This window comes from Klebsiella spallanzanii, from assembly GCF_902158555.1.
In the GTDB taxonomy this organism is placed as follows: Bacteria; Pseudomonadota; Gammaproteobacteria; order Enterobacterales; family Enterobacteriaceae; genus Klebsiella; species Klebsiella spallanzanii.
In genome coordinates this window covers 325,014-348,598 of the sequence record NZ_CABGGS010000045.1, presented here as the reverse complement: position 1 = coordinate 348,598, position 23,585 = coordinate 325,014, and the positions used below count along the sequence as shown (strand labels likewise).

19 protein-coding genes and 1 pseudogene are annotated in these 23,585 nt (G+C 43.5%); 12 read left to right on the top strand and 8 right to left on the bottom strand.

All coding sequences use genetic code 11. The features are described from left to right. Window positions 1–399: 399 nt before the first annotated feature. From gntP to FN082_RS30520, 4 genes and pseudogenes are all read left to right on the top strand, one after another. Window positions 400–1,743 (top strand): gluconate permease GntP, encoded by a 1,344-nt coding sequence (gene gntP / locus FN082_RS26280; protein WP_139541193.1) that lies wholly within the window; start codon window positions 400–402, stop codon window positions 1,741–1,743. Window positions 1,744–2,033: 290 nt separating this feature from the next. Then, entirely contained in the window at window positions 2,034–2,291 is a 258-nt protein-coding gene (locus FN082_RS26275; RefSeq protein WP_004110819.1) for a YjhX family toxin, read from the top strand. A gap of 10 nt (window positions 2,292–2,301) precedes the next feature. Next, window positions 2,302–2,846: pseudogene (locus tag FN082_RS26270) on the top strand (GNAT family N-acetyltransferase); the annotation flags it as partial. Between the two features lie 24 nt (window positions 2,847–2,870). Further along, entirely contained in the window at window positions 2,871–4,499 is a 1,629-nt protein-coding gene (locus FN082_RS30520; protein ID WP_142982650.1) for a class I SAM-dependent methyltransferase, read from the top strand. Between the two features lie 291 nt (window positions 4,500–4,790). Here FN082_RS30520 and FN082_RS26260 read toward each other — a convergent pair whose 3' ends face one another. Together FN082_RS26260 and FN082_RS26250 are read right to left on the bottom strand one after the other, a co-directional pair. Further along, window positions 4,791–5,468: a helix-turn-helix transcriptional regulator gene (locus FN082_RS26260; protein WP_139541196.1), complete on the bottom strand. Its 678-nt coding sequence runs from the start codon at window positions 5,466–5,468 to the stop codon at window positions 4,791–4,793. A 627-nt stretch (window positions 5,469–6,095) separates the two neighbouring features. After that, window positions 6,096–6,863, bottom strand: coding sequence for a winged helix-turn-helix domain-containing protein (locus FN082_RS26250; RefSeq protein ID WP_139541198.1), 768 nt, complete (start codon window positions 6,861–6,863; stop codon window positions 6,096–6,098). A gap of 371 nt (window positions 6,864–7,234) precedes the next feature. Between FN082_RS26250 and fimA the strand changes: the two genes are divergently transcribed. The 8 genes from fimA (at window position 7,235) to FN082_RS26210 (ending at window position 15,361) form a co-directional block, all read left to right on the top strand. Beyond that, window positions 7,235–7,783 carry a type 1 fimbrial major subunit FimA gene (gene fimA / locus FN082_RS26245; protein ID WP_004099233.1) on the top strand — a complete coding sequence of 183 codons (549 nt, stop codon included), beginning with the start codon at window positions 7,235–7,237 and terminating at the stop codon, window positions 7,781–7,783. Window positions 7,784–7,862: 79 nt separating this feature from the next. Beyond that, entirely contained in the window at window positions 7,863–8,399 is a 537-nt protein-coding gene (locus tag FN082_RS26240; protein WP_139541199.1) for a fimbrial protein, read from the top strand. 100 nt (window positions 8,400–8,499) lie between these two features. Next, window positions 8,500–9,156 (top strand): fimbria/pilus periplasmic chaperone, encoded by a 657-nt coding sequence (locus FN082_RS26235; protein ID WP_235891804.1) that lies wholly within the window; start codon window positions 8,500–8,502, stop codon window positions 9,154–9,156. A gap of 89 nt (window positions 9,157–9,245) precedes the next feature. Further along, the gene (locus FN082_RS26230; RefSeq protein ID WP_142982649.1) at window positions 9,246–11,873 is read left to right on the top strand and encodes a fimbrial biogenesis usher protein; all 2,628 of its coding nucleotides are present in this window, start codon (window positions 9,246–9,248) and stop codon (window positions 11,871–11,873) included. A gap of 9 nt (window positions 11,874–11,882) precedes the next feature. Further along, window positions 11,883–12,425: a type 1 fimbrial adaptor subunit FimF gene (fimF, locus tag FN082_RS26225; RefSeq protein ID WP_371336521.1), complete on the top strand. Its 543-nt coding sequence runs from the start codon at window positions 11,883–11,885 to the stop codon at window positions 12,423–12,425. Between the two features lie 12 nt (window positions 12,426–12,437). Then, window positions 12,438–12,944: a type 1 fimbrial minor subunit FimG gene (gene fimG / locus FN082_RS26220; RefSeq protein WP_139541202.1), complete on the top strand. Its 507-nt coding sequence runs from the start codon at window positions 12,438–12,440 to the stop codon at window positions 12,942–12,944. A 25-nt stretch (window positions 12,945–12,969) separates the two neighbouring features. Next, window positions 12,970–13,905 (top strand): fimbrial protein, encoded by a 936-nt coding sequence (locus FN082_RS26215; protein WP_228727523.1) that lies wholly within the window; start codon window positions 12,970–12,972, stop codon window positions 13,903–13,905. Further along, complete coding sequence (locus FN082_RS26210) at window positions 13,898–15,361, top strand: EAL domain-containing protein (protein WP_142982648.1); 1,464 nt, start codon at window positions 13,898–13,900, stop codon at window positions 15,359–15,361. The genes FN082_RS26215 and FN082_RS26210 overlap by 8 nt, the downstream gene beginning before the upstream one ends. A gap of 320 nt (window positions 15,362–15,681) precedes the next feature. Here the strand turns inward: FN082_RS26210 and FN082_RS26205 are convergent, their stop codons facing one another. The 6 genes from FN082_RS26205 to FN082_RS26175 all read right to left on the bottom strand — a co-directional run bounded on the left by FN082_RS26205 (window position 15,682) and on the right by FN082_RS26175 (window position 22,633). Then, window positions 15,682–16,074: a DUF1090 domain-containing protein gene (locus FN082_RS26205; RefSeq protein WP_142982647.1), complete on the bottom strand. Its 393-nt coding sequence runs from the start codon at window positions 16,072–16,074 to the stop codon at window positions 15,682–15,684. 640 nt (window positions 16,075–16,714) lie between these two features. Next, window positions 16,715–17,446, bottom strand: a complete 732-nt coding sequence (locus FN082_RS26195) for a fimbrial biogenesis chaperone (RefSeq protein WP_180349659.1) — start codon at window positions 17,444–17,446, stop codon at window positions 16,715–16,717. After that, a complete protein-coding gene (locus FN082_RS26190) occupies window positions 17,446–18,792 on the bottom strand; it encodes a fimbrial protein (protein WP_139541208.1) in 1,347 nt (448 codons plus the stop codon). The genes FN082_RS26195 and FN082_RS26190 overlap by 1 nt, the downstream gene beginning before the upstream one ends. After that, window positions 18,792–21,332 (bottom strand): fimbria/pilus outer membrane usher protein, encoded by a 2,541-nt coding sequence (locus FN082_RS26185; RefSeq protein WP_185932167.1) that lies wholly within the window; start codon window positions 21,330–21,332, stop codon window positions 18,792–18,794. The genes FN082_RS26190 and FN082_RS26185 overlap by 1 nt, the downstream gene beginning before the upstream one ends. Before the next feature lie 10 nt (window positions 21,333–21,342). Beyond that, a complete protein-coding gene (locus FN082_RS26180; protein WP_185932165.1) occupies window positions 21,343–21,987 on the bottom strand; it encodes a fimbrial biogenesis chaperone in 645 nt (214 codons plus the stop codon). Between the two features lie 109 nt (window positions 21,988–22,096). Then, window positions 22,097–22,633: a fimbrial protein gene (locus FN082_RS26175; RefSeq protein ID WP_139541211.1), complete on the bottom strand. Its 537-nt coding sequence runs from the start codon at window positions 22,631–22,633 to the stop codon at window positions 22,097–22,099. Window positions 22,634–23,585 lie beyond the last annotated feature (952 nt).

Here is a 23,585-nt window from a genome sequence, read left to right as displayed (position 1 = left end):
TGTGTTGATTGGAATGTCGGTTTTGGTCAACCATTGTTAGGGAGAGAAACCTGACAATATGGCGTATAAATTCCTCTAATTGGTCAAGCATGTCAACCATAAAAGATAAATTGGTAAACCAAAATGTGACGGAGATTAGTGATAAAGATGGCGAGTTAAACGAAAAGGTATTGAAATTTATCAAGCGGTTTTTATTTAATCTATTGATTTTTAATGTTTTACTGTTTTTCATATTGTCGTTTTTAAGCGTAAGCGGCTGATTCCAGTGAATCCGAAGTAATAAATATTGGTGTGGCGGATGAGTGCTTATTGTGATATTGATCTCATAAATGGTTAACCAATGATCGTAACATGTCGACCAAAATAACAATGGTTAAACCAAAGAAGGGTCGACGTTTTATGCACATTCTCAATATTCTGTGGGTTGTATTCGGCATCGGTCTGATGCTGGTGCTTAATCTAAGGTTCCGAATAAACTCGATGGTGGCGCTGCTGCTGGCGGCGCTCTCCGTTGGGATGCTGGCGGGTATGGATCTAATGGAACTGCTGCATACCATGAAATCCGGCTTTGGCAGCACATTGGGCGAGCTGGCGATTATTGTTGTCTTCGGCGCGGTCATTGGCAAGCTGATGGTTGACTCCGGCGCGGCGCATCAGATAGCCCATACGCTGTTGGCGCGCTTTGGGCTACGCTACGTCCAGCTTTCGGTCATTATCATTGGCCTGATATTTGGCCTGGCAATGTTCTACGAAGTCGCTTTTATCATGCTCGCACCGCTGGTTATCGTTATTGCTGCCGAAGCGAAGATCCCCTTTCTTAAGCTGGCGATCCCGGCGGTGGCAGCGGCGACAACCGCCCACTCACTGTTCCCGCCGCAGCCAGGCCCGGTCGCGTTGGTTAACGCCTACGGCGCGGATATGGGGATGGTCTATATCTACGGCGTTCTGGTCACCATCCCCAGCGTGATTTGCGCGGGGCTGATTCTGCCCAGGTTCCTTGGTAATCTTGAGCGTCCGACGCCTGCTTTTCTCAAAGCCGATGTGCCGGTTGACCAGAATAATCTGCCGTCCTTTGGCGTGTCGATTCTCGTCCCGTTGATCCCGGCGATAATCATGATCTCCACTACGATTGCGAATATCTGGCTGGTGAAAGGAACGACCGCGTGGGAGGTGGTTAACTTTATCGGTTCTTCGCCCATTGCCATGTTTATCGCGATGATTGTGGCGTTCGTACTGTTTGGCACCGCCCGCGGCCACGATATGCAATGGGTCATGAACGCGTTTGAAAATGCGGTGAAAAGCATTGCTATGGTGATTCTGATTATCGGTGCTGGCGGCGTACTGAAGCAGACCATCATTGATACCGGTATTGGCGACACCATCGGGATGCTGATGTCGCACGGTAATATTTCCCCTTACATCATGGCGTGGCTGATTACCGTTCTTATCCGTCTGGCGACAGGGCAGGGGGTTGTTTCCGCGATGACGGCTGCCGGGATTATCAGCGCTGCAATCCTCGATCCGGCGACCGGTCAATTGGTGGGGGTTAATCCTGCTCTGTTAGTGCTGGCGACGGCGGCAGGTTCCAATACCCTGACCCATATTAACGATGCTTCATTCTGGCTGTTTAAAGGCTATTTCGATCTCTCGGTAAAGGATACCCTGAAGACCTGGGGACTTCTGGAGCTGGTTAACTCCATTGTCGGACTGATTATTGTGTTAATTATCAGTATCTTTGCCTGATATTCTTTTGTAGATATCCGCAGTTTTATCCAGGCCTGTCATCGACAGGCCTGTTTAAGATCACACTTTTTAATTATAACGATGTCCATATAAAAACTACGTGTTATCATTTCGCTGGTAAATACCTTTTCAACTCTCACCGAGGCTTTGATGCTGGAGAATGTAATCATTAGATAATCAGCTTCCCGACCTTCTCAGGCCGGACTGGTTATCGCTGCGCTTAAACCTTACGCGAACACCTGCGGGTGTTGGCTCGTTTTTACGCATGATGATTAACAGGTTTCTTCAGTATGAATCTATCCCGTCAGGAACAACGGACCTTACACGTTCTCGCTAAAGGCGGCCGGATCGCGCATATTCGCGATGCATCAGGCCGCGTGACCTCTGTTGAATGCTATAGCCGCGAAGGGCTCCTGCTCAGCGACTGTACGCTCGCCGTTTTCAAAAAACTCAAAACCAAAAAACTCATTAAGTCCGTCAATGGGCAGCCCTACCGTATCAATACCACCGGACTGAACAACGTTCGCGCTCAGCTGGACAACCGCTAAGGAGCAACTGATGACAAACCATAACTTCACCTTTCACATCACCTCAGAGCGTGATGCTGATGATATTCGCGAAGTTGAAACCCGGGCCTTCGGCTTTAGCAAAGAGGCCGACCTGGTTGCCGATTTGCTCAACGATGAAAGTGCTCACCCGAGATTATCTCTGCTGGCCAAACATAATGGAAAAGCAGTTGGGCATATTTTGTTCACCCTGGCGACGTTCAAAGGGGAGTCTGACTCTCCGATGATGCATATCCTTGCCCCCCTGGCGGTGGTGCCGGAATACCAGGGCATGGGTGTTGGCGGATTACTTATCCAAAGCGGTATTGAGCATCTGAAGGCAATGGGGAGCCTGGCGGTATTCGTTCTGGGACATGCCGCTTATTACCCGCGGCATGGCTTTGAACCCTGTGCCGGAGATAAAGGCTATCCGGCTCCTTATCCCATTCCCGAGGAGCACAAAGCCTGCTGGATGCTGCAACTGCTTTCGGCCCAACCGCTGGGGAGAACGGGTCAGATACAGTGCGCTCGCGCGTTGATGAAACCCGAGCACTGGCGCGAGTGATCAATAAGGAAATAATAATGACTATTGGCACGATTATTACCGGTTCCAGACACGTAGCGTTGTTATCCGGGGAGCGCAAAATCCCCTGGGATGAACCCGCTTTTAGCCAGCGTATGCTGGAGAACCACCTGTCGCAGGAGCACGACTGGGCCAGCCGCAGGCTGGCGGTTATCGAACAACAGGTGGCGTGGGTTGCCGGGCAATTGCCTGATAACGCCCGCATTCTGGACCTTGGCTGCGGGCCGGGCTTTTACACCCGTCTGCTGGCGGAACGCGGCTTTCGCTGTACGGGCGTGGACTTTTCTCCTGCTTCGATCGCCTGGGCCCGGCAGCAGGCGCAGACCGCCGAGCTGAATATTGATTATCAGCAGCAGGATGTACGCGCCTACGAGCCGGGAGAACAGTTTGATTTCATCATGATGACCTTTGGTGAACTGAACGTGTTCAGCGCGGCAGATGCCCGCTCGCTGATTAACCGCTGTGCGCAGTGGCTGACCCCGGGGGGAAAACTGCTTATTGAGGTTCATACTTTTGATGAAGTTAAACGTCAGGGAATGGCGGAACCCGGTTGGCAGCGCTGTCCGCAGGGGCTGTTTCTTGCCACGCCGCATCTGCTGCTGACGGAGCACGCCTGGGAGTCGGCAGCGCAAACCAGCTCAACGCTGTTTATGGCAATCGAAGAGAACGGCAACGTGACGCGCTTCGGCAGCCAAATGACGGCCTGGCAGGATGAAGAGTACCTCGACCTGCTGCGCACGGCAGGTTTTACCACGATTATCCGCCCGGATAGGGCGGAATGGCCGGTTAGCGAGACCTTTGAAGGCAAGCTATATGCGCTGCTGGCGGAAAAAAATGAACCCAATTCTCTTACTTCAAACTCAATGAAAGGAATTCCAACATTGGATATCCCACGTATTTTTACCATCAGTGAAAGTGCTCACCGCATCCATAATCCATTTACGCCGGAAAAATATGCCACGCTGGGCCGCGTGTTACGTATGAAGCCAGGGGCCCGGATACTCGACCTCGGCAGCGGTTCGGGAGAAATGCTCTGTACCTGGGCTCGCGACCACGGTATTAGCGGTATGGGTGTCGATATGAGCGCGCTATTTAGCCAGCAGGCCAAACAGCGGGCGCAAGAACTTGGCGTTGCCGACAGCGTTGATTTTATCCATCAGGATGCTGCCGGTTATGTCGCCGATGAAAAATGCGATATCGCAGCCTGCGTGGGCGCGACCTGGATTGGCGGCGGCGTGGCCGGGACTGTTGAGCTGCTGAGTAAAAGCCTCAACCCTGGCGGCATGCTGCTGATCGGCGAGCCGTACTGGCGTCAGGTTCCGGCAACAGAAGAGATAGCGCAAGCCTGTGGAGCCTCTTCGCTCGCGGATTTTCTCACGCTTCCCGAACTGGTTTCCTCTTTCGATAAGCTTGGCTACGACCTTGTGGAGATGGTGCTGGCGGATCAGGAGGGCTGGGACCGTTACGAAGCGGCTAAATGGCTCACCATGCGCCGTTGGTTAGAGGAAAATCCTGGCGACGACTTTGCGCCAGAAGTCCGGGCGGAGCTGACGATTGCGCCAAAACGCCATACCACGTATACGCGTGAATATTTTGGCTGGGGCGTGTTTGCGTTGATCAAGAGGTAGTATGAAATACCCGGCATAGCGGAAAGGCTATGCCGGGTTCAGAATATCTCAAATCCGTAGAAGGCGAGTAAAAGTTAATCGTCTTCTGATTCTGGTAGGTTAACCTATTCAGTTTTATGGGGCCATGTAGAACCCGGAATATGAGCCGTTTAAAAATATTCCAATGGAATTTTATTCAAGTAAATACAATGTGGTTATGATTTTCATCATATGGAATACAATGAGGCGCTTGATATATGGGCGATAAAGTACAGGCTTAAGCTTACATCCTCTATATAAATTTACTTGATATTAATTGATATTATTATATTTAGATCTATTTTCTAATATACACGATGGTATATATGAGTCCCAACCATTGCATTGTATAAATTTTTTAAGTTGTCTGGTGTTTAGACAATCGGTTTTTTCCAGACATCGTGATATTCTTTTTTCAATTGCCTTTAGTGACACATTTTCTATGCTGGCGATTTCTTTTTGCGTCTTATTACAACTGAGTAAAAATATAGTTCTCCATTCAACATCGCTAAATAATGATGTAGGTGAGGATGATGTAACCATCAACTCGTTGAGTGAAAATTCGTTGTTGCTAAACACATGTGAATGAACATCATTTATAAATGCCGGTGTTATTTGTAGTAAAACCAGATTTACTTTGTCTGTTTCCACTGATAATGGGTGGAAATGAAAAAGAGATATATTCCAGTTCCCCTCCACGACATAAGCTTCTGCTTTGACAATTCTTTTCTTTAGTTCAATAGCCTGAGATACCGAACTTAATAAATTGATGCCATTTGATTCATTAAGATATGAAAACATATCATGTTTGGTAATGTTTATATTCTCAATGTTAAAGAGTCCTTTAAAAGCTTCATTATAAGAACTTAATGTAGTCTTTCCACTTACATCAACAACTGCCCACGGATCGCTACTATTATTCAGCAAGTCAGATAATTTGAAACGATGCATAGTATAGCCTCATCAATCTGGATTTTGGTGAAGCAAACCTACAACGTTCAAATCATAAAATTAACACTTAACGCTAAATATATAAATTATACAGAATTAATGACTGATTATTATAAATAAAATAGATTTAAATGTCGATAAAACACTATGTGTTACAGCCTGGTACGTCATGATTTTAACCTACTACAAATAAACAGAGGCGAGAAGTTATTGATGAATAGCATCTGTTGTTTGTCGATTTGCTCAATTTTTATAAGAAAAACATTTCCGGGTGAAGATAAAAAAAGTGGTTGAAAGTCTCCAGGGATGGCGTCCCTCGAGTTCATTGTTTTGATTAAGTTAAATCTAAATATAGAAGTGGCTTTATTATATCTGAATAAATAAATTTGAGATATGTCAAGAATTTTTGCTTTCGAGTGTATCTTTCCATTTATTGCAAAGGAGACTTCATCAGATGATACTGGAGAAACATGTATAAATAATTTGCCGATATAATCGTCATTGTATACGTTTAAAATACCACTACACTCAGGGATCTCTCTTTTGTGAAAATAAAGATAGGCCGATAAGATAAAAAATAAAGTTGCTAGTGATGTAAGTGCTACACTAATTTTATGATATTTAAGTCTAATTTTTTTGAACATAGAAATTATTGCAATTTGTTGTTGGTTGTTTAGTGTGGTTATTATTACAAATATAATAAAAAGATGTTCTGGTGCCCCATTGTACAACGGGGCTTAAAGCATAATTATCATAATAATAAATAATGTGTGGAGTAGTGCAAATTTTATGAAGGTTAATTTTGCTAATGCTTAAGAGGTATGATACATCGATATCATCCTCATCGACTTCATAGTATGAGCTAATAAATTCAATTTTGCAACTTCCAACTAATCCAATAGTGGTTGTATTGGTATTGTTAAGATAATAATTGTTCTTATAAAAATATACGGAAGATATGATTGAACATAGCAAAAGAAAACCAGAGGAAAACAAAAAAATTAATGATGTAGACGGTTTTTTTTCTAATTTTATATCTGATGTAGCGCTGTTGCTTAATGAATTTGCTTTATTTATTTCCGTTACATCAGCATTGAAGATAATGCCTTCTCTGACTTTAGTTTCAATGATGCTCTCAATGCCATAGTTAAAGAAAGATTTCCTCAAAAATGAAATGACATTGTTTAAGTTATGCATCGACGGTGTCAACCCGTGTTTGCCCCAGACTTCATCCAGAATCAACTCCTTGGGTACTAGAATATTTTTGTTTTTCACTAAAAAAAACAAAGTGCGATTTTGTACTGGTGAAAGAGACATTTTTTCAATTAAATCGTAAGCATGTTCCAATGAAGCATCTTCTGGATTGTAAATTAATGACGAGTTAATTATAAACACTTCGCTTCCTTATGACGACTATAAAGAAAGATGGCATGCTGTGAAAAATAAAATCAGATACCGATTTAACAATGCTGATTATCACATGTCCATACAGCACTTTCAATGTCTCAAAAATAATAAATTGTAAATTAACTCTATAAAGGCAGGTGTGGAAAAAGTAGGGTTTTACCCCATTTTAATAAAGGGATTTTATGAACATAATTCTTAACGCTGGCCGTATGACTGGTGAGTATAGGGAGGAGTAGAATATCTATCAAGGTTATCACTCAAATTAATCTCGTTAATACCTTAGTTAGAAATAACGATCTACCGCTTTTTCAATCAATATCGAATTAACTATTCGTAAACAGAAAAACCAAGGAAATTTTATGAAATTCAAATCACTGGCATTAGTTATGACTTCTGCACTGGCTCTGACTTCTGCTGCAGCATTCGCGGCGACCACCACCGTGAACGGCGGCACAGTACACTTCAAAGGTGAACTGGTCAACGCCGCCTGCGCGGTTGATGCGGGTTCTGTGGATCAGACTGTTCAACTGGGTCAGTACCGTACTGCCAAACTTGCTGCTGCCGGTGACGTTAGCCAGAACGTCGGCTTCAACATCCAGCTGAATGACTGTGACACTACCGTAGCGACAACTGCAAAAGTGGCATTTGCTGGTGTAGCGGCTAACGCAGCTAACCCAACCGTGCTTTCTGTTGCTTCTTCTGCAGCAGGCGGCGCCACTAACGTGGGTATCCAGATCCTGGACTCCAAAAGCGTACCGCTGGGTCTTGATGGCGCAACCTTCAGCACCGCTGTGACTCTGAAAGACGGTGTGAATATTCTGCCGTTCCAGGCGCGTTACTACGCTCTGGGTGCAACCACTGCGGGTGTCGCTAACGCCGATGCCACTTTTGCTGTTCAGTACGAATAATTACCACACCACGGTAATGACAGGATGTCATACAGGGCCACGGAAGGCCTGTCCTTAAACGGAATGACAGGGTGAGATAATGCGTTCGCTGATAGTGAGTCTGCTGTTTCTTCTGCCTCCGGCGCTGGAAGCCGGCGAACACTGGGAGACCATGCTACCCGGAGGAGCCATGAGATTTCAAGGGGAGCTGCTCGCGGAAGCCTGCAGCGTGGAAATTTCTGACCGTTCCCTCACCGTGAATATGGGGCAAATCCGGACAAATATGCTGCATGCTCCGGGTGAAGATACCGACCCGGTTGAGTTTGATATTCATCTTCGGGACTGTAACCGGAACGTCAGCCAGTATGTCGGGGTGGCTTTCAACGGTGTTGCTGACGGTAAAAATCCTGATGTTATTTCGGTCGGTGAAGGTCCTGGCATTGCACAGGATATTGGTGTGGCTATTTTTGATGCCTCCAATACGCTTATTCCGCTCAACAGCCCGCCAAGGCGTGTTGCGTCTGTTGTGAACGGAGAAACCATATTGCATTTTGTCGCGAAGTATCGGGCAACAGGACATCATGTTATGGGAGGAAAAGCGGATGCACAGGCGTGGTTTTCTCTGACATACGAATAACAAAAATAGCATGTACTGCAAGTTTATATATTTTTAGCCATAAAGAGGGTCTGAGGTGAAGAAGAAAACTGGAATATCCCGCAGGTTGCTGGCTGGAGTGATGCTGCTGACTTGTGCAGGCCTCTCATTGCAAGCAGAAGCGGCTGTGGCACTTGGCGCCACCAGAGTCATATATCCTGCAGGTCAGAAACAGGTTCAGCTCGCAGTAACAAATAACGATGAAAAGAGCACATTCCTGATTCAGTCCTGGGTGGAAAATTCAGCGGGGCAGAAAGATGGCCGTTTTGTTATTACGCCACCTCTGTTTTCAATGCAGGGGAAAAAAGAAAATACTCTTCGGATTATCGATGCGACAAGTAATCAGCTTCCACGCGACAGGGAAAGTTTATTCTGGCTGAGTGTGAAAGCTATCCCGGCAATGGATAAATCAAAGACGAATGATAATGTCCTGCAGTTGGCTATTATCAGTCGGATCAAACTTTATTACCGCCCCTCCGGTCTTTCAGTCGCGCCAGAAAAAGTGGCGGAGTCCCTGCGCTTCAGACGCCAGGCAGGAAAGTTGACCATCAGTAACCCCACGCCTTATTACGCCACAGTGACGGAATTGAATGCCGGTACGCGCAAACTGAATAATGCACTGGTTCCACCTCTGAGCGAGGCTTCAGTGGATCTGCCTGCGGATGCCGGCAGTCAGATTACCTACAGGACGATTAATGACTACGGTGCGCTTACGCCCAAAATGACTGCCCAGAACTAGTAAGGGCCACAAGTCTGTTCTGCATCACGGATTAACTACGGATCCTCTGTCAGCTGATTACCGGCGAATATATTCGAGCCGGAGGGAATATGTCACATCTGATATCTGAAAAAGGGTTAAAAACCCCGGGAAAAAGGACGCTCTCCGGATATAAATCTGGCTGCTGTTTTACCTTTATTCCACTTGCCTTACTGATTGCGGCAAATATTCCGTCAGCCCGGGGCGAGCTTTATTTTAATCCCCGGTTTCTGGCTGATGACCCGGCCGCAGTGGCGGATCTTTCAGCTTTTGAAAAAGGCCAGGAGGCTCCAGCAGGAACCTACCGGGTAGATATCTATCTCAATGATGGTTATATGACTACGCGTGATATCCGGTTTATGGCCAGTGAGAAGGACCACAGTTTGTCTCCCTGCCTGACCCGGGGGCAACTTAGTGGAATGGGGGTCAACACCCTGTCCATTCCCGGCATGTCTGTGCTGGCAGTAGATGCCTGTACTCCGCTTTCCACTTTGATACCAGATGCAACCGTTCGCTTTGATGTTGGACTGCAGCGCCTGTATATGACCATTCCGCAGGTATACATGGATAGCCGGGCTCGCGGCTATATATCACCTGAATTATGGGATCCGGGCATTAATGCCGGGATACTGAATTATAGCCTGACGGGAAATAATGCTCGCAGCAAAAACGGCGTCACCAGTAATTATACTTATCTGAATCTGCAGAGCGGTCTGAATTTTGGAGCCTGGCGCCTGCGAGATAACACCACATGGAGCTATAGTTCTGGCACGGTTCATGAGAATCGTTGGGAGCATGTTAATACTTATGCTGAGCGTGACATCGTGGCGTTACGTTCGCGCCTTACGCTCGGCGACCGGTATACTGACGGTGATATCTTTGACAGCATAAACTTCCGCGGCGCACGGGTTGCCTCGGACGATAATATGTTGCCGGACAGCCAGAAAGGTTTTGCCCCTGTTATCCGGGGTATCGCCCGCGGCACGGCGTCAGTGTCAATTAAACAGAACGGGTATGAAATTTACCGGAGTACCGTTCCACCCGGTCCCTTTGTGATTAATGACCTGTATGCGAATGGCAGCAGCGGTGACCTGCAGGTCACCGTGAAAGAAGCGGACGGCACCACACAAGTTTTCAGTGTGCCTTACTCTTCAGTGCCATTGCTCCAGCGTGAAGGCCATACCCGCTATGCGCTGACCGCAGGGGATTATCGCTCCGGTAACCGACTGCAGGAGCATCCGGGTTTTTTCCAGGGAACCGCGATGCGGGGTCTGGCAGGCGGATGGACCGTATATGGCGGAACGCAACTGGCTGCCCGCTACCGGGCATTTAACGTCGGTGTCGGGAAAAATATGGGGGTGCTGGGGGCGGTGTCGCTTGACATCACTCAGGCAAATTCGCAGCTTCCTGATGATACTGACCACCAGGGACAATCTCTGCGTTTTTTGTATAACAAGTCGCTGAATGAACTGGGCACAAATATTCAACTGGTGGGGTACCGGTATTCCACGGAAGGATTTTTTACCCTTGCAGACACGGCATACAAACGGATGTCCGGCTATAACGTTGTCACGCAGGATGGGATTATTCAGGTCAAACCCAAATTTACTGACTACTACAACCTGTCCTATAACAAGCGAGGGAAAGTCCAGCTCAGCGTGACCCAGCAGTTGGGAAGACAGTCCACTCTTTATATTAACGGTAGTCATCAGACGTACTGGGATACGAATAAATCAGACCAGCAATTACAGATTGGCCTGAATACTGTGGTGCAGGATATCACCTGGGGGCTCAGCTACAGCCTGAATAAAAATGCCTGGCAGGATAACAATGACCAGATGCTGGCGCTGAATGTCAATATTCCTTTCAGTCATTGGATGCGTTCTGATAGTCAGTCAGTCTGGCGACACGCCAGCGCCAGTTATAACGCGTCGCATGACCTGCGCGGGCGGGCAACCAATACTGCCGGTCTCTACGGTACGTTACTGGAAGATAATAATCTGAGCTACAGCGTTCAGACTGGCTACGCCGGGGGCGGGCAGGGGGCATCTTCCGGCACGGGTTATGCCGCGCTGAACTATCGCGGTGCCTATGGCAATACAAATGTGGGCTATAGCCATACCGATGGTTATCGCCAGCTTTATTACGGCCTCAGCGGCGGTGTGCTGGCTCATGCTAACGGACTCACGCTGAGCCAGCCAATGAACGATACCGTTGTTCTGGTCAAAGCACCGGGTGCCGGTAATGTGAACATTCAGAACCAGACCGGGGTAAAAACGGACTGGCGTGGTTATGCCGTACTACCCTATGCCTCAGATTACCGCGAAAACCGTGTTGCACTGGATACCAACACGCTCGCCGATAATGTTGATTTAGATGAAGCCGTGGTGAGCGTTGTTCCGACGCACGGGGCGGTTGTACGCGCCAGTTTTGAGCCCAGAGTGGGGCTGAAGGTACTGATGACTCTGTTGTTTAAAGGTAAACCGGTCCCCTTTGGTGCGGTTGTGACATCCGAAAAAAATAACAGCGGAAGTATCGTTGCTGATGGTGGTCAGGTTTATCTCACCGGTTTACCGCTTACCGGCCGACTCCTGGCAAGCTGGGGGGATACACCGGATGCACAGTGTCGCGTGGACTATACATTGCCTGAGGAAAGCCGGAACAAGGCGCTCAGTGAATATCGTGCGGAATGCCGCTGAGGAGATAATATGGCTGGTAAATTTAACCGGTTGTCTGCCGTTGTGCTGATATTAATGACGATGATCCCGGGCACTCTTCTGGCGGCAGACAGCACTATAACTATCAAGGGTAATATAAAAGATAATACCTGTGCTGTTGCTCCTTCATCCCAGTATATAACTGTTGACTTAATGAATAATGCGGTAAAGCAACTTTATGCTGTTGGAAAAGTTACTACACCGGAAATTCCTTTCAGTATTGAACTGGCTCCATGTGGCGCATCCGTTATTGCCGTTAAGGTCGGTTTTGTTGGAATAGCTAATGCATATAATTCCAGCTTGCTGGCGATAGATGCCGGAGGCACGGCGGCTTCAGGTGTTGGAATTCAAATCCTGGACAGTGATAAAAATCAGATTGCAATAAATGCGGAGAGCAGCGCCCTAAGCTGGACCCCGCTAACGGCAAGTACATCGAATACGCTTAATTTTTATGCGCGATTAAAGGCGTCAAATATGCCTGTCGTTGCAGGATTAACGAACAGTACAGCAACATTTACTCTGGAGTACCAGTAAACTGAGGTAATTATGCAGAGTGTGAAAATATACAATAATCTTTTAGTTGCATTTCTTTTTACATTCGTTAGCCCTGTATTTTCTGCTGATGTAACTATTACGGTCAACGGTAGCGTCGTGGCTAAACCCTGCACGGTGTCAACATCGGATGTCACTGTCTATTTAGGGGACTTGTATACGTTTAATTTATTATCAGCAGGTTCGTCTTCAGCGTGGCATGAAGTTTCACTTAACCTGACAAATTGCCCTGTTGGAACATCCGCAGTAACCGCAACTTTTTCAGGTAATGCTGATGCTACGGGATATTATAAAAATTTGGGGACCGCGACCAATATCCAGCTACAGCTGCAAGATTCTTCAGGTAATGATTTGAATAATGGTACGAAAACACAAGTGTCAGTTGATGATTCAACTTTATCTGCCAGCTTTCCTCTGCAGGTGAGGGCTCTATCCGTGAATGGTGGAGCTACGCAGGGAAGTATTGAATCTGTAATCAGTGTGACTTATACATATCAGTGAGGGGAAAATGCATTTAATATATTTCATGAGAGTCTTTATTATTGCATCAGTAGCCCAGCTGACATGGATTAATTGTGCCAGTGCATTTACCTGTTATGATGCTACAGGAAATACACTTAACAGTGGTGCAGTGACGGCTACAGCGAATGTGTATGTAAACCTTCAGCCGAGTGTAGCGGTAGGGCAAAACTTGGTTGTCGACCTTTCGTCTTCTATTTTTTGTCGTAATGATAATCCGAATACACGAAATGATAATGTCAGCATGCTGAAGGGATCGGCATATGGTGGAGTATTAACAAACTTTACCGGTACCATGAGATATTATGGTTCGAGCTATCCTTTTCCTCTAAATTCAGCTACCGGTACACATAATTTTACATCGGGAAGTTATACTCCGTGGAACACTCAGCTTTACTTGACACCTCTGACCTCAGCCGCCTCGGCTGCTGGAGGGATAGCGATCGAAAGCGGGACGATGTTTGCCTCTCTTGTCATGTATCAAGTAGGCTCTGATAAAACCAATGGTGGCAATGTCAGAACAGCAACTTTTACCTGGAATCTGTACGCCAATAACAGCGTTGTAGTTCCAACGGGCGGCTGCGATGTATCAGCACGCAACGTTGCAGTGACTCTCCCTGAGTATCCTGGAAGTGCGGTTGCTGTACCTCTGACAGTTCACTGTGGTTCTAACCAGAGTCTTTCTTTTTATCTATCTGGCAATACCGCAACCAGCAACGATATATTTCTCAATACCTATTCTGGAACCAGTACTGCTTCTGGGGTTGGTATACAATTGCTCCGCAATGGAAGCGCCATACCAGCAAACCAGAACGTCTCTTTGGGGACTGTTGGCACCTCATCGGTAAGTTTGGGACTGACGGCAAATTATGCTCGTACATCTGGTCAGGTTACAGCCGGTGGTGTTCAGTCAATTATTGGCGTAAATTTTGTTTATGATTAAGCAAACAAAAGTAGAATATTCGGTTGCTTATATTGTTTCCCCTTGCGCTATGGCGGCGGCTGGCCTGAAGGAATTGATAAATAATCAAGGGGTTGCGACTAAAATTATACTACTTAACGATGCGAGTATTGATACTACCCATTCTGAGGATGATGATGTAATTGATACTTCTGGTTTGTATGTATTTTATATACCTAAGGAATCTTTTTATTTCCTTTTGATGTTGATCTACATAGCTGAGAGAATAAAAAAAGTTCATCCAGATACTGATTTCGTTTTCATTAGTGGTGTGTCATGTTCCTGGCTTCATCAAAATATACTGCAAATGGCTGGTGGGGAAAAATTTGTTTTTAGTGCAAAGATTATCTCCTCAAAATTGAGTGTAAAACGTCTGGAACAATATTTTACTCGAGTGAGAGAGAACCTACCTTTCACCTCAAGAGATCGTTTCACTGTTAACAAAAGAGGAATGAGTAATGAAGGACTAACCCCACGCGAAACTGAAGTCCTTCTTGACCTGTTCAGCGGTACTGATACCGCGCTTTTTGAAAGAAACAGAAATGTAGCATCTAAAACTTTATACAATCAGAGAAAATCAGGGCTTAGGAAAATGGTTGAGAATTCTGCTGAACTTGCCGGGAAACTTCCGGGGGCATCAAAAAGATGGAAGGCAAGATTGGCTCAAACGGAAATGTCTTCTTATGAAAAAGACTTCGTAACCGGTATTGAGATGCAGGAGGTTTATCAGGTTTATCAACCAATTATAAATACCTTACGGGAAATTTGTGGCTTCGAAATACTCACTCGCTGGCGTCAAAAAGGATATGTAATCCCCCCGAATGAATTTATTCCAGATCTTAAGTCTGAAAGCGTCCTGTTGCTACTTACTGCTATGAGCCTCAAAAATGCCATCGATGGAATAAACAGGTATGAGGGAAAGTATTTTTTCTCTATTAATATACATCCAGATTTGATTGATTGCCCAGGTCTGGTTAAAATGTGTATAGAAGCTTGTCGTCAGCTAAAAGATACTCGATGGAAAAGTCAGCTTGTACTTGAGTTTTCTGAAAAATCAGATTTTTATATATCACGTGATGTAGTGAATAATCTTAATATACTAAGTGGAATGGGCATGATTCTTTTTTTAGATGACTGTTTTTCCGAAGGGAGTGTTTTTTTTCCTGTCAGAAAATTCTCTTTTAAAGGGTATAAACTGGATAAAAGTATCATTGATGATGTTTTAACGAGTAAAGATGATATAGCATTAATTACATCTCTATCAGGATATTGCTCGATGACAGGAAGGCAATGCATTGCTGAAGGTGTGGAAGATATTTTTACTTTCGAAAAGTTGAAGCGGCTTGGTGTCGAACTTTTTCAGGGGTATTTCTTTCATCAGCCAGCGAGCGAAGAGGAATTGGCTGCTCTTGTATTGAAATCTAACCAATTTAAATAATATTATAATGAACAGAATTCATTTATAATAAATGTTGACATAATTTAAAATGATAAAATTAACGGACTACTCCGGTAAAGTTGTGATAGTCAGAATAACTGAAATAAGAATGGTTCACAGCCATGGCGACAAATCACTTGTTTTTATAAAAGATATTCATGAACCTATAAAAGTTAATCATAGACTTGAAGAGATTGAAGGATTGATTCAGACGCAGAATGCAATAATGAATCTGGATGATAAATTCTGAAAATTAGTGCCAGATAACTGGCACTAATTTTTTATATAGCGAATGGAGGCGTTATTTCTAGAATCTATACTTATTTATTCAGTTCGCTTTGTGCTTCAAGAAGCTCACTTTTAGCCTCTTGAAGTTTTTTCTCTTTTTTATTTATCTTATCAGCGTTACCAGTTTCTTTAGCTTGATTAAGTTCAGTTATTCTTTCGGTAACTTTTTGTTCTTTTTCAGAAATTTTGTTTTTTCTTTCTTGGGTTAGTTTTTCATCAGTGCAGTTTTGACGTAATTCGCTCAATGCTTTTTCCAGACCTGATATCCGGTGATTATTGCCATGTTTAGTTGCATAGTCAATTTGCTGCTGAATTTGTTGTTCTTTAGCTGCACAACCTTTTAACTCATTGGCCGCGTATGCGCCGAAAGATGAAAAGGCGCTGATGATTGTTAAGTAGGTTAGTGCTGTTTTTATCTTTTTCATGATATGTCCTTAATTTAATTGATGAACACTGAAGTCTTTTTCAGAGATTATATTTAAATATAAATCCCCACATATTTCAATGCGTTGATTAGTCGTTTTGTTAAAATAGGATGAATCTGATGGGGCTGTTTTATGACGTTTAAAAATTGAATGCTGCTGATAATCAATACCACTTAAGTAGTGCATGGGGGATTTTATATGTACAGACACTCAACAACCATCATGTTATAATTGTGACTCTTCGTAAAGGATTACAATATGCAAGCTTTGCTTTCATCATGTGCACTAGTCGCGATATCTTTTTCGGTGCTTCTGTTTTTTTATGCATTCTGGATTTTTCTTACAGAAGAGGATGTTCCTTTTGTAAATATCCTCGTTGCTCTCGCCCTAATCATTATCGCTTTTTATTGTCTTGTCTGGTATACGCTTATCACACTTAAAAGTGATGGTATTGATTTTTCGATTTTTTAGAATTCTTCTTAGTTCGTAATTACTCAATGTAAAAATATTAATCACATTGTAATATAACCTTGAATAAACACTCATAAACAAGAGCTTTAATTACAATGAGATTTATGTTGAAGCTATAGGGGAGTCTTTAAGAATTATCAGCAACGCTAAATAGATGTAAATAGACTCATCATGTAGTTGGTAGTGTTTTTTTTATTTCTTCAATTTCGCCCTTATCATTAATAAGTTTAAATATTATAGAACCAGAGGTTTTGATCGGCTCAACTGAAATAGGTATAAGTGAAAAGAAACTCTCTGAAAACGGTTTTATCATCAGGTCCAGATCGGCCGATGCTTTATAATATTTTCCTTGGATGTTGACTATAATATCATTATAGGATAAGACGTAACCGCTGTTATTACGGCAAGTCAGGGATAAATGATTATCCTGCTTAAGTGAGCATGATACTGAATTTCCTGCATCATTAACGTTACCAGTAAGATTTTTGGGGCGATAAATAAGCTTTAGTTGAGTTTTCATTGACATTAGTAAGTATTTATCTATCCCTGGTGCCTCTTTGATGGCTGGAACTTCATAAATATTTATCCAATAGAGGCTTTCTCTATCTGTTGGTAATTTTTGGCCATTAAAAATAACTCTAACTGATTTTATTTCATTAGGGCGTAAATTAAATATTGGAGGGATCAGAACAAATGGTGATGAAGCGCTCTGCTTGAAATTGTTAACCTCGCCTAAATCCACCCATGTTTGGACAAATGTGGGATACGGATTAACATTCATGATATTAACGCTTTGTGTGACTTCACCTTCATGATAAATCACTCTGGTTTTTTCAATCAGCATTCCAGCATAGCTAATTGGCGTAAGCAGCATAAGTATTATTAATATTGTTTTACCCATCACTGAACCCTCACCCATACGTAAGCTTTAGCGCTTACTTTTCCCGCGGTTACCGTTTGGCCGGGTATTTTCTTTAATGTAGCAGTGAATACAGAATTATAACTGGTGTACCCTGACGCCGCACTACCAATAGATGATGCACCGTTTAAAACAGAATACCAACCCACATCATTACCGCTTGGACAACCGAGTGAAGTACACACTCCCCATCCTAAGAAATTCATCGCTGTGCCGGTTGAAGTATTGCTTAAAGCAATACCCACGCCGGTTGCAATTGTGGAGTTGGTACCATAGCCGTCTGAAAGCAGATAACTGACACCGCCTGATGCATTTACCAGTCCAAGTTCCTTTGCCGTTAAATAACTTTCATAGGGCACTTGCAATCCTAATGCAGTGCTACCGGAGGAAATTCCGGAGACCGCGGCATTATCACACTCAATAGACACAGTGAAATTTGACTGTGATGTTCCGCCGTTATTAAGTGATTGGATGCTAATTGTAGGCAGCAGTACTAAAGGAGTTACGTTGCGGGCCACACAGGTAGATGTATGGGTCAGCGTTGATATAGGTGACGTTCCCATTCCCATTGCGATCCAACGTCCTGTCCCCCATGTGGCGTAGTTATCTGCAGAATCGGAACCGATAGGATCGGTAGTAATACCCGGGCCTTTGAAAGTGACATAGCCATTTGGTTGTATGCAGGTGTAGCTGGAGGTGCCCGTTGGCGACGCCATTCCTGAATAAGGGGAGCTGGCAACATAACCACCGCAGTAGTTGCTTTTTCCTTGTCCTGGCAGTGTGCTTATTCTGATAAGGTCTGCTCGAATAGCGCTAAAATCTTTAACACGAATTTGTATTTTGTTACCCACTGTAGCGTAGCTGGTAATAGGATATTGTTGCCAGTAGCGAGTAAATGGAAGCCCGGAATTAATATGTGTTAACTTTATACCTACGTAGGGGAAATAGGTGGCAAAATAGTTCTGATGGGAATCATCTTTACCCAGGTCGAAGTATCCTCCGACACGATCGTCACCGTTTGTTGCAAAAACTTCATAGATATTTCCCACGTCAGTTGCGTCGCATTCATATAAAACAAGATCTCCGGCTCCACTGCTGCTATACCTGACAGCCGTATTAATACTGAATACTGTACTTGCTAATGGTGTGCCAACCGGTTGAAGGTAACTGCTGGTAATGTTGACATTGCCCAGCCCAATCCCTACACCACAACTATCGCAACCAGCATCAATAGACGACTTTCGCGTGCAGGTTGCATGAGCCTGATTGAATGAAACTAACCCGAGCAGCACCAATAAGGTCAATATAAATGATTTTGAACTAATCATTATTTACATTCTCCCTGTGTTTTTATTATTGGATCATCTTTTTGTGTATCTGAAATACGGTAATGTAAATTGCAGGATGAGTTATTTCCCCATTTCACGCTTAAATTATCTTCTAGTTTATCATTACGTACCCATGCTTGATTATTTTGTCCGACTGTCCCGACAGGATTGTCTTTGTTATTATAAACAGTGGCGCCTAACGGCAGTGGTTTATTGTAGTTGATATTTATTAACATCGGATAACCATGCAAGACACTGAACTTGACTCTAACCATGGCACCGACCATTGGTGCGATACGTTGGCTTCCTGAAACGATCTCTGCATTTTTATTGATTTCAGATGAATCAAGAGCAACGTTATTATACTGATAAGGGGCAACAGAGGGACTCAGTGCAAAGCCAAATCTGTCGACGGTCGTATTCTGGCTACCAACAACCTTCGCACCCTGAGCACCTTTTGCTTCAATTAAAGCAAATGTCTCTCCCAGGTAGGGGCCAAGAGTTGCTCCATCTTTGTGAAGAACGATTGCACCTTGCAGTCCTGCTGAGCCTTGAGAATAACTTTTCGCGTGAGAAAGCGTTCCCTGAACCGAACCGAAGGAGGTTGAGGTTTGCAATGTTCCGCCCAAGGATTGATTATTAGCATAATCATGCGCGTAGGTCAGACCATAATTAATCGGTTGGCTAGTGTCCATTAAACCTGATAATGTGGATTGCAATGTGGATCCTACTCCGTTTTGTTGGGTGTAAGTGCTACTAAGAGTATTTTGTTGATTACGTCCAAGAGGGATAGAAACAGAAACTGAACTCAACGTTTGCTGAGTGGATGAATAATAGTTATTGATATAGTTATCGTAGCCAATGCCACCATCAATGTAATTATTTCGAGCTTCGCTGTAGCGGGTTCGTGCAATAGAAGCATTGAAAGAAATACCATTGGCGAATTGTTTGTTGTATCCAAACTGGTATTGTCTGTCATTGCTTCGGCCATCCCGATACGCTTGTGTCGATCCTGATACCCATAGACTTCCCAATATATCCATATCCTGAGTTACGGAGATTTCAAATCGGGAGGATTGGTTTAAAGTTGTTGATGTCCAGTTGAGATTATTCTCGGTCCAGGCTTTACGCAGGCCTAAAACATCGGACAGATCTCGATAGCCTGCTGTTGAGTAGCGGTAACCGGCAATAGCAATTGTTGTATTGGTTGGCACAATCCGTTTGCTGTAACTTGCATGGAACATCCAGCCTGTTTGATCGCCATCTGGCAAGTTTGCTTGCGAAAAGGTGGTATCAAGCCCGAATGCACCTAATTCAGAGGAGTACACGCCTCCCATCACCCCGGAGAGATAACCTTCAGCGATACGACTACCAAAATTCGTCGTAATATTGTTGCTAAGACCGTACTGTACGGTTAATTCAGCAAATGGATCACTATCGCCAACGTAGCGAGAATGACCGGCGATGGCGGAATATTTATACATTCCTTCTCGCACAGATTCTGGTCCTGCTGCATAGGGGACCGTAAATACATTCACTGAACCATCAGCTTCTTTTATCGTGACGGATAGATCGCCTGAGTATGACACGGGATAAAGATCGTTAATCTCGAAGTTACCAGGTGGTACGGTGCTTTCATAGATTATAGCCTTCCCCTGACTAATAGTGACTTTGGCATTACTTTTGGCAACTCCCCTGATAATCGGTGCATAGCCTTGTTGTGACTGTGGCAGCATGCGGTCATCGGAGGATAGAGATATTCCCCTAAAGGCAAAGCCTGAGAAAAAACTACCGCTGGTGTAGTTATCACCGACAATCAAATTACTTTTTATTGGTAAAATTGCGCGCTGCAGGTATGCGCGGTTTGTTGACCACTGCGTTGTACCGGGATCGCTGTGTGACCATGTTCCTTGTTGATGTAGCTGCCATCTACCAAAGTTTATAGCGTTATTTAAGCCTACCCAAGTAGATTTGTAACTACCGGAACCCGCTCCAGTGAAACGAGAATAATATTGATTGATGCTGTAGTTAGATAGCAGCATAGTTTCACCGTCATCTAAATCATCAGGTGAAACGTAGCCCTTGGGCTCTTTTGCCAGATCAATTTCTGGCAGACCGATCTCGACCAACATTTTTCGCATATCAGTGTTGATAGATACGTTGGGAACAATGTCAGGTAAAAAGTTACATTCACCGAGTTCTTGTTTTATCTTGTTTTTCAATGGAATGAGCTGTATCTGTTTTCTTGAAAAACAGGGTTGCGTTGAACCATTGTGTATCTTAAAAACAATATTATCATGAAATAAAAAAAGACCATTTAGCTGCACATCTACCGAATAATTACCGGGTTTGATTTTATCAGTAGATACGTAGTTGATAACGTCATCAACAGGCAGGCCACTTCCTTTCAGAAGGGTTGTATCGAATACATAGCCACTGCTATTATCATTAGAATTTGCCATACTTGAATCAGCATAGGCAAAGATTGGCAATGTTAAAAATACCAATATTGATGCTTTTTTACCCGGCATGTATTTCATAAATAAATTATTATTCTTTAAGTTTATGTTTTTGAACAACGCCGTAGTCATTGATATAACTAACGCTGATGCTTTTCTGTACCTGGGTGTTATTACAGTTAGTCGGCAACGAAAATGTTGAGTTTGGTGCAATCATTTGCATCGGTATCTCTTTATTTGCCGAGCCAAAGGTTGTAGTTAGCGAGATACTATTTAAATAATATGGAGACTGGTTGCTAATAATCAAACTACATCCGCGAGAGTCGTTCGTGATTTTATAATTAACAAAATCGAACATCTGCTCATAGGAGATTGGCAAGTTGTCGGGACGCAAGAAAATCTTGACAACACTGTTAACAATAAGTACCAGTTTATTCTTGTTACGTTCATCTTCAAGTATAGAAGGTACTTGGGTAAAATGCAGGTAGAAAATTTGTTCTTTCGACAGTTTCTTCTGTGCGTTTGTGTAGATAAGACTAATAATTTGATCTTGATGAGAGTTTATTTTGAATACTGCCGGAGAAATAGCAAAAGGACTCTCTCCAGCTTCTGATGCCGTAGTATTTTCGGCCGCGGATACCCACGTCTGAACAATATATGGAAAGCTATCGTTGTTGGTAAAGGTTACCGTTTTTTGAGATTTTGATGCATCATAGATGACACGGTTTCCTTGCATGACAACACTTGCTTCAACTGAGAAGCAAAAGGTACATATGAATGGAAGCAGGTATTTTATCATCATAGTCCTCTTTAAAGGCACACGTTATGTGTGCCTTTTTTATTTATTATTGGTATGAAATGGAGTACTGCGCAGATGCAACAACTTTACCAGCAGTAACACCCGTTGATTCGGCGTAGTATCTGGCCGTCAGTTCCTGAGAACCCGTCGTACTACTTTCCGCTTTGGTAAACTCACTTGTCGTTACCGTAGAACCGTTGACAAATGAAAGCGGGGTGGAACCATCACTATCGACAATTTGGATGGATACATTGTTTGCGGCAGGTGAAGTTGCTGTGTTACCTAAATTTCCAGCTGCTGTCACGTTATTGCCAGCAAAGACGGTTTTGATGGTGGCCGCACTTGAGGCACAACCCGTCACGTTCACCGTAAATTTTGTATCACCAGCTGTTTTTGCCGCAGTGTCAAGATCTGCGGTTGATACCGTTGGTAACAACACGATAGGTGCCGTTGAGTTGCCATTTATATTAACCGTACAGGTCTGCGCATTAACTTCGCCCTGAAACTGAACGGTGTTATTGGATGCAGCTAAAGCTGATGTGGTTAATATCGCTAGTGGGATAGCTAACAGTTTGACTTTCATAGAATTTCCTTTTGTTTTCCTGACAGGTGTACTTCGCAGTTATTTACAGTGCGAGCATTATTAAAAAGTGAGTGAAATAATATTGAGTGAGTGCGGTTAGTCTATGGAAAACCTGAATAACATATGATATTTGGTCCTTCTATAGCCTGCGGTACTGATATTTAAATTATTAAAATCATCATGGTGATTAAAGTCTTTTAAATCAATTGCTTACAATGATGTTTATGACTGTGAATCTACATGAAAAATTGGCTTTTTCCCTTATGAATTGAAAGGCTAAAATTAATCTCTATAAATACTGCGGTCCATTATATGTTGCAAAATTGGTTACTTTAATTTTTTTGATGTTTTTTTTATAAAATCAGATTCTTCCCAAAAGAATCAACAAAACGCTCTTCTTTGGGAAGAATCCTAAAAAACGTGAATGTCACTATAAAGTTTGTTATTTTTATTTTGTTGCACATAATGGTCAGAGGTTGTGCGATTGAGTGCAAATAACTAACAATGTTGTGATTCTTGTATTCTCCTTGTTTTCCTCTTGTTTTGTCGGTCAGGAATGTAATGAAAATTACACTCATTCGTGACGCGATGAATATCCTTGTATTCCAGAGAGGTAATCCCCACCTAGACAGGGATGGATCTTTTTTGCATTTTGATGGCTGGCCTGGATTTCTATAATTAATGTAAAGGAGGGTTTATTATCTTTTTCGTAAGTAAATAAAATGAAATAAAATGTTAATTTTTTTTATTTTGAGTGACATCGAAATCATCATTAATTTAGAATTTTTGATGAATCTAATCCCGATGGGAATATTATCTGTAAATTAATTTTTCGTAATGTCTCACTTGTGTTTTCCTTGGGGGAAGCCAATGGAATATTATGTTTTTATTTTTGTCATGATATTTTCATTTAAATGTACCGATTCAGTTACGAAATATTTATTTTGATATG

Excerpts from the sequence above, each read along its gene's own strand:
- FN082_RS26175 (WP_139541211.1), bottom strand. The coding sequence starts at position 22,633 with ATGAAAGTCAAACTGTTAGCTATCCCACTAGCGATATTAACCACATCA.
- FN082_RS26240 (WP_139541199.1), top strand. The coding sequence starts at position 7,863 with ATGCGTTCGCTGATAGTGAGTCTGCTGTTTCTTCTGCCTCCGGCGCTG.
- FN082_RS26210 (WP_142982648.1), top strand. The coding sequence starts at position 13,898 with ATGATTAAGCAAACAAAAGTAGAATATTCGGTTGCTTATATTGTTTCC.
- FN082_RS26275 (WP_004110819.1), top strand. The coding sequence starts at position 2,034 with ATGAATCTATCCCGTCAGGAACAACGGACCTTACACGTTCTCGCTAAA.
- FN082_RS26215 (WP_228727523.1), top strand. The coding sequence starts at position 12,970 with ATGAGAGTCTTTATTATTGCATCAGTAGCCCAGCTGACATGGATTAAT.
- FN082_RS26260 (WP_139541196.1), bottom strand. The coding sequence starts at position 5,468 with ATGCATCGTTTCAAATTATCTGACTTGCTGAATAATAGTAGCGATCCG.
- FN082_RS26190 (WP_139541208.1), bottom strand. The coding sequence starts at position 18,792 with ATGATTAGTTCAAAATCATTTATATTGACCTTATTGGTGCTGCTCGGG.
- FN082_RS26180 (WP_185932165.1), bottom strand. The coding sequence starts at position 21,987 with ATGCAAGGAAACCGTGTCATCTATGATGCATCAAAATCTCAAAAAACG.
- FN082_RS30520 (WP_142982650.1), top strand. The coding sequence starts at position 2,871 with ATGACTATTGGCACGATTATTACCGGTTCCAGACACGTAGCGTTGTTA.
- fimG (WP_139541202.1), top strand. The coding sequence starts at position 12,438 with ATGCAGAGTGTGAAAATATACAATAATCTTTTAGTTGCATTTCTTTTT.
- FN082_RS26195 (WP_180349659.1), bottom strand. The coding sequence starts at position 17,446 with ATGGGTAAAACAATATTAATAATACTTATGCTGCTTACGCCAATTAGC.
- FN082_RS26185 (WP_185932167.1), bottom strand. The coding sequence starts at position 21,332 with ATGAAATACATGCCGGGTAAAAAAGCATCAATATTGGTATTTTTAACA.
- fimA (WP_004099233.1), top strand. The coding sequence starts at position 7,235 with ATGAAATTCAAATCACTGGCATTAGTTATGACTTCTGCACTGGCTCTG.
- FN082_RS26205 (WP_142982647.1), bottom strand. The coding sequence starts at position 16,074 with ATGAAAAAGATAAAAACAGCACTAACCTACTTAACAATCATCAGCGCC.
- gntP (WP_139541193.1), top strand. The coding sequence starts at position 400 with ATGCACATTCTCAATATTCTGTGGGTTGTATTCGGCATCGGTCTGATG.
- FN082_RS26235 (WP_235891804.1), top strand. The coding sequence starts at position 8,500 with ATGCTGCTGACTTGTGCAGGCCTCTCATTGCAAGCAGAAGCGGCTGTG.
- FN082_RS26230 (WP_142982649.1), top strand. The coding sequence starts at position 9,246 with ATGTCACATCTGATATCTGAAAAAGGGTTAAAAACCCCGGGAAAAAGG.
- fimF (WP_371336521.1), top strand. The coding sequence starts at position 11,883 with ATGGCTGGTAAATTTAACCGGTTGTCTGCCGTTGTGCTGATATTAATG.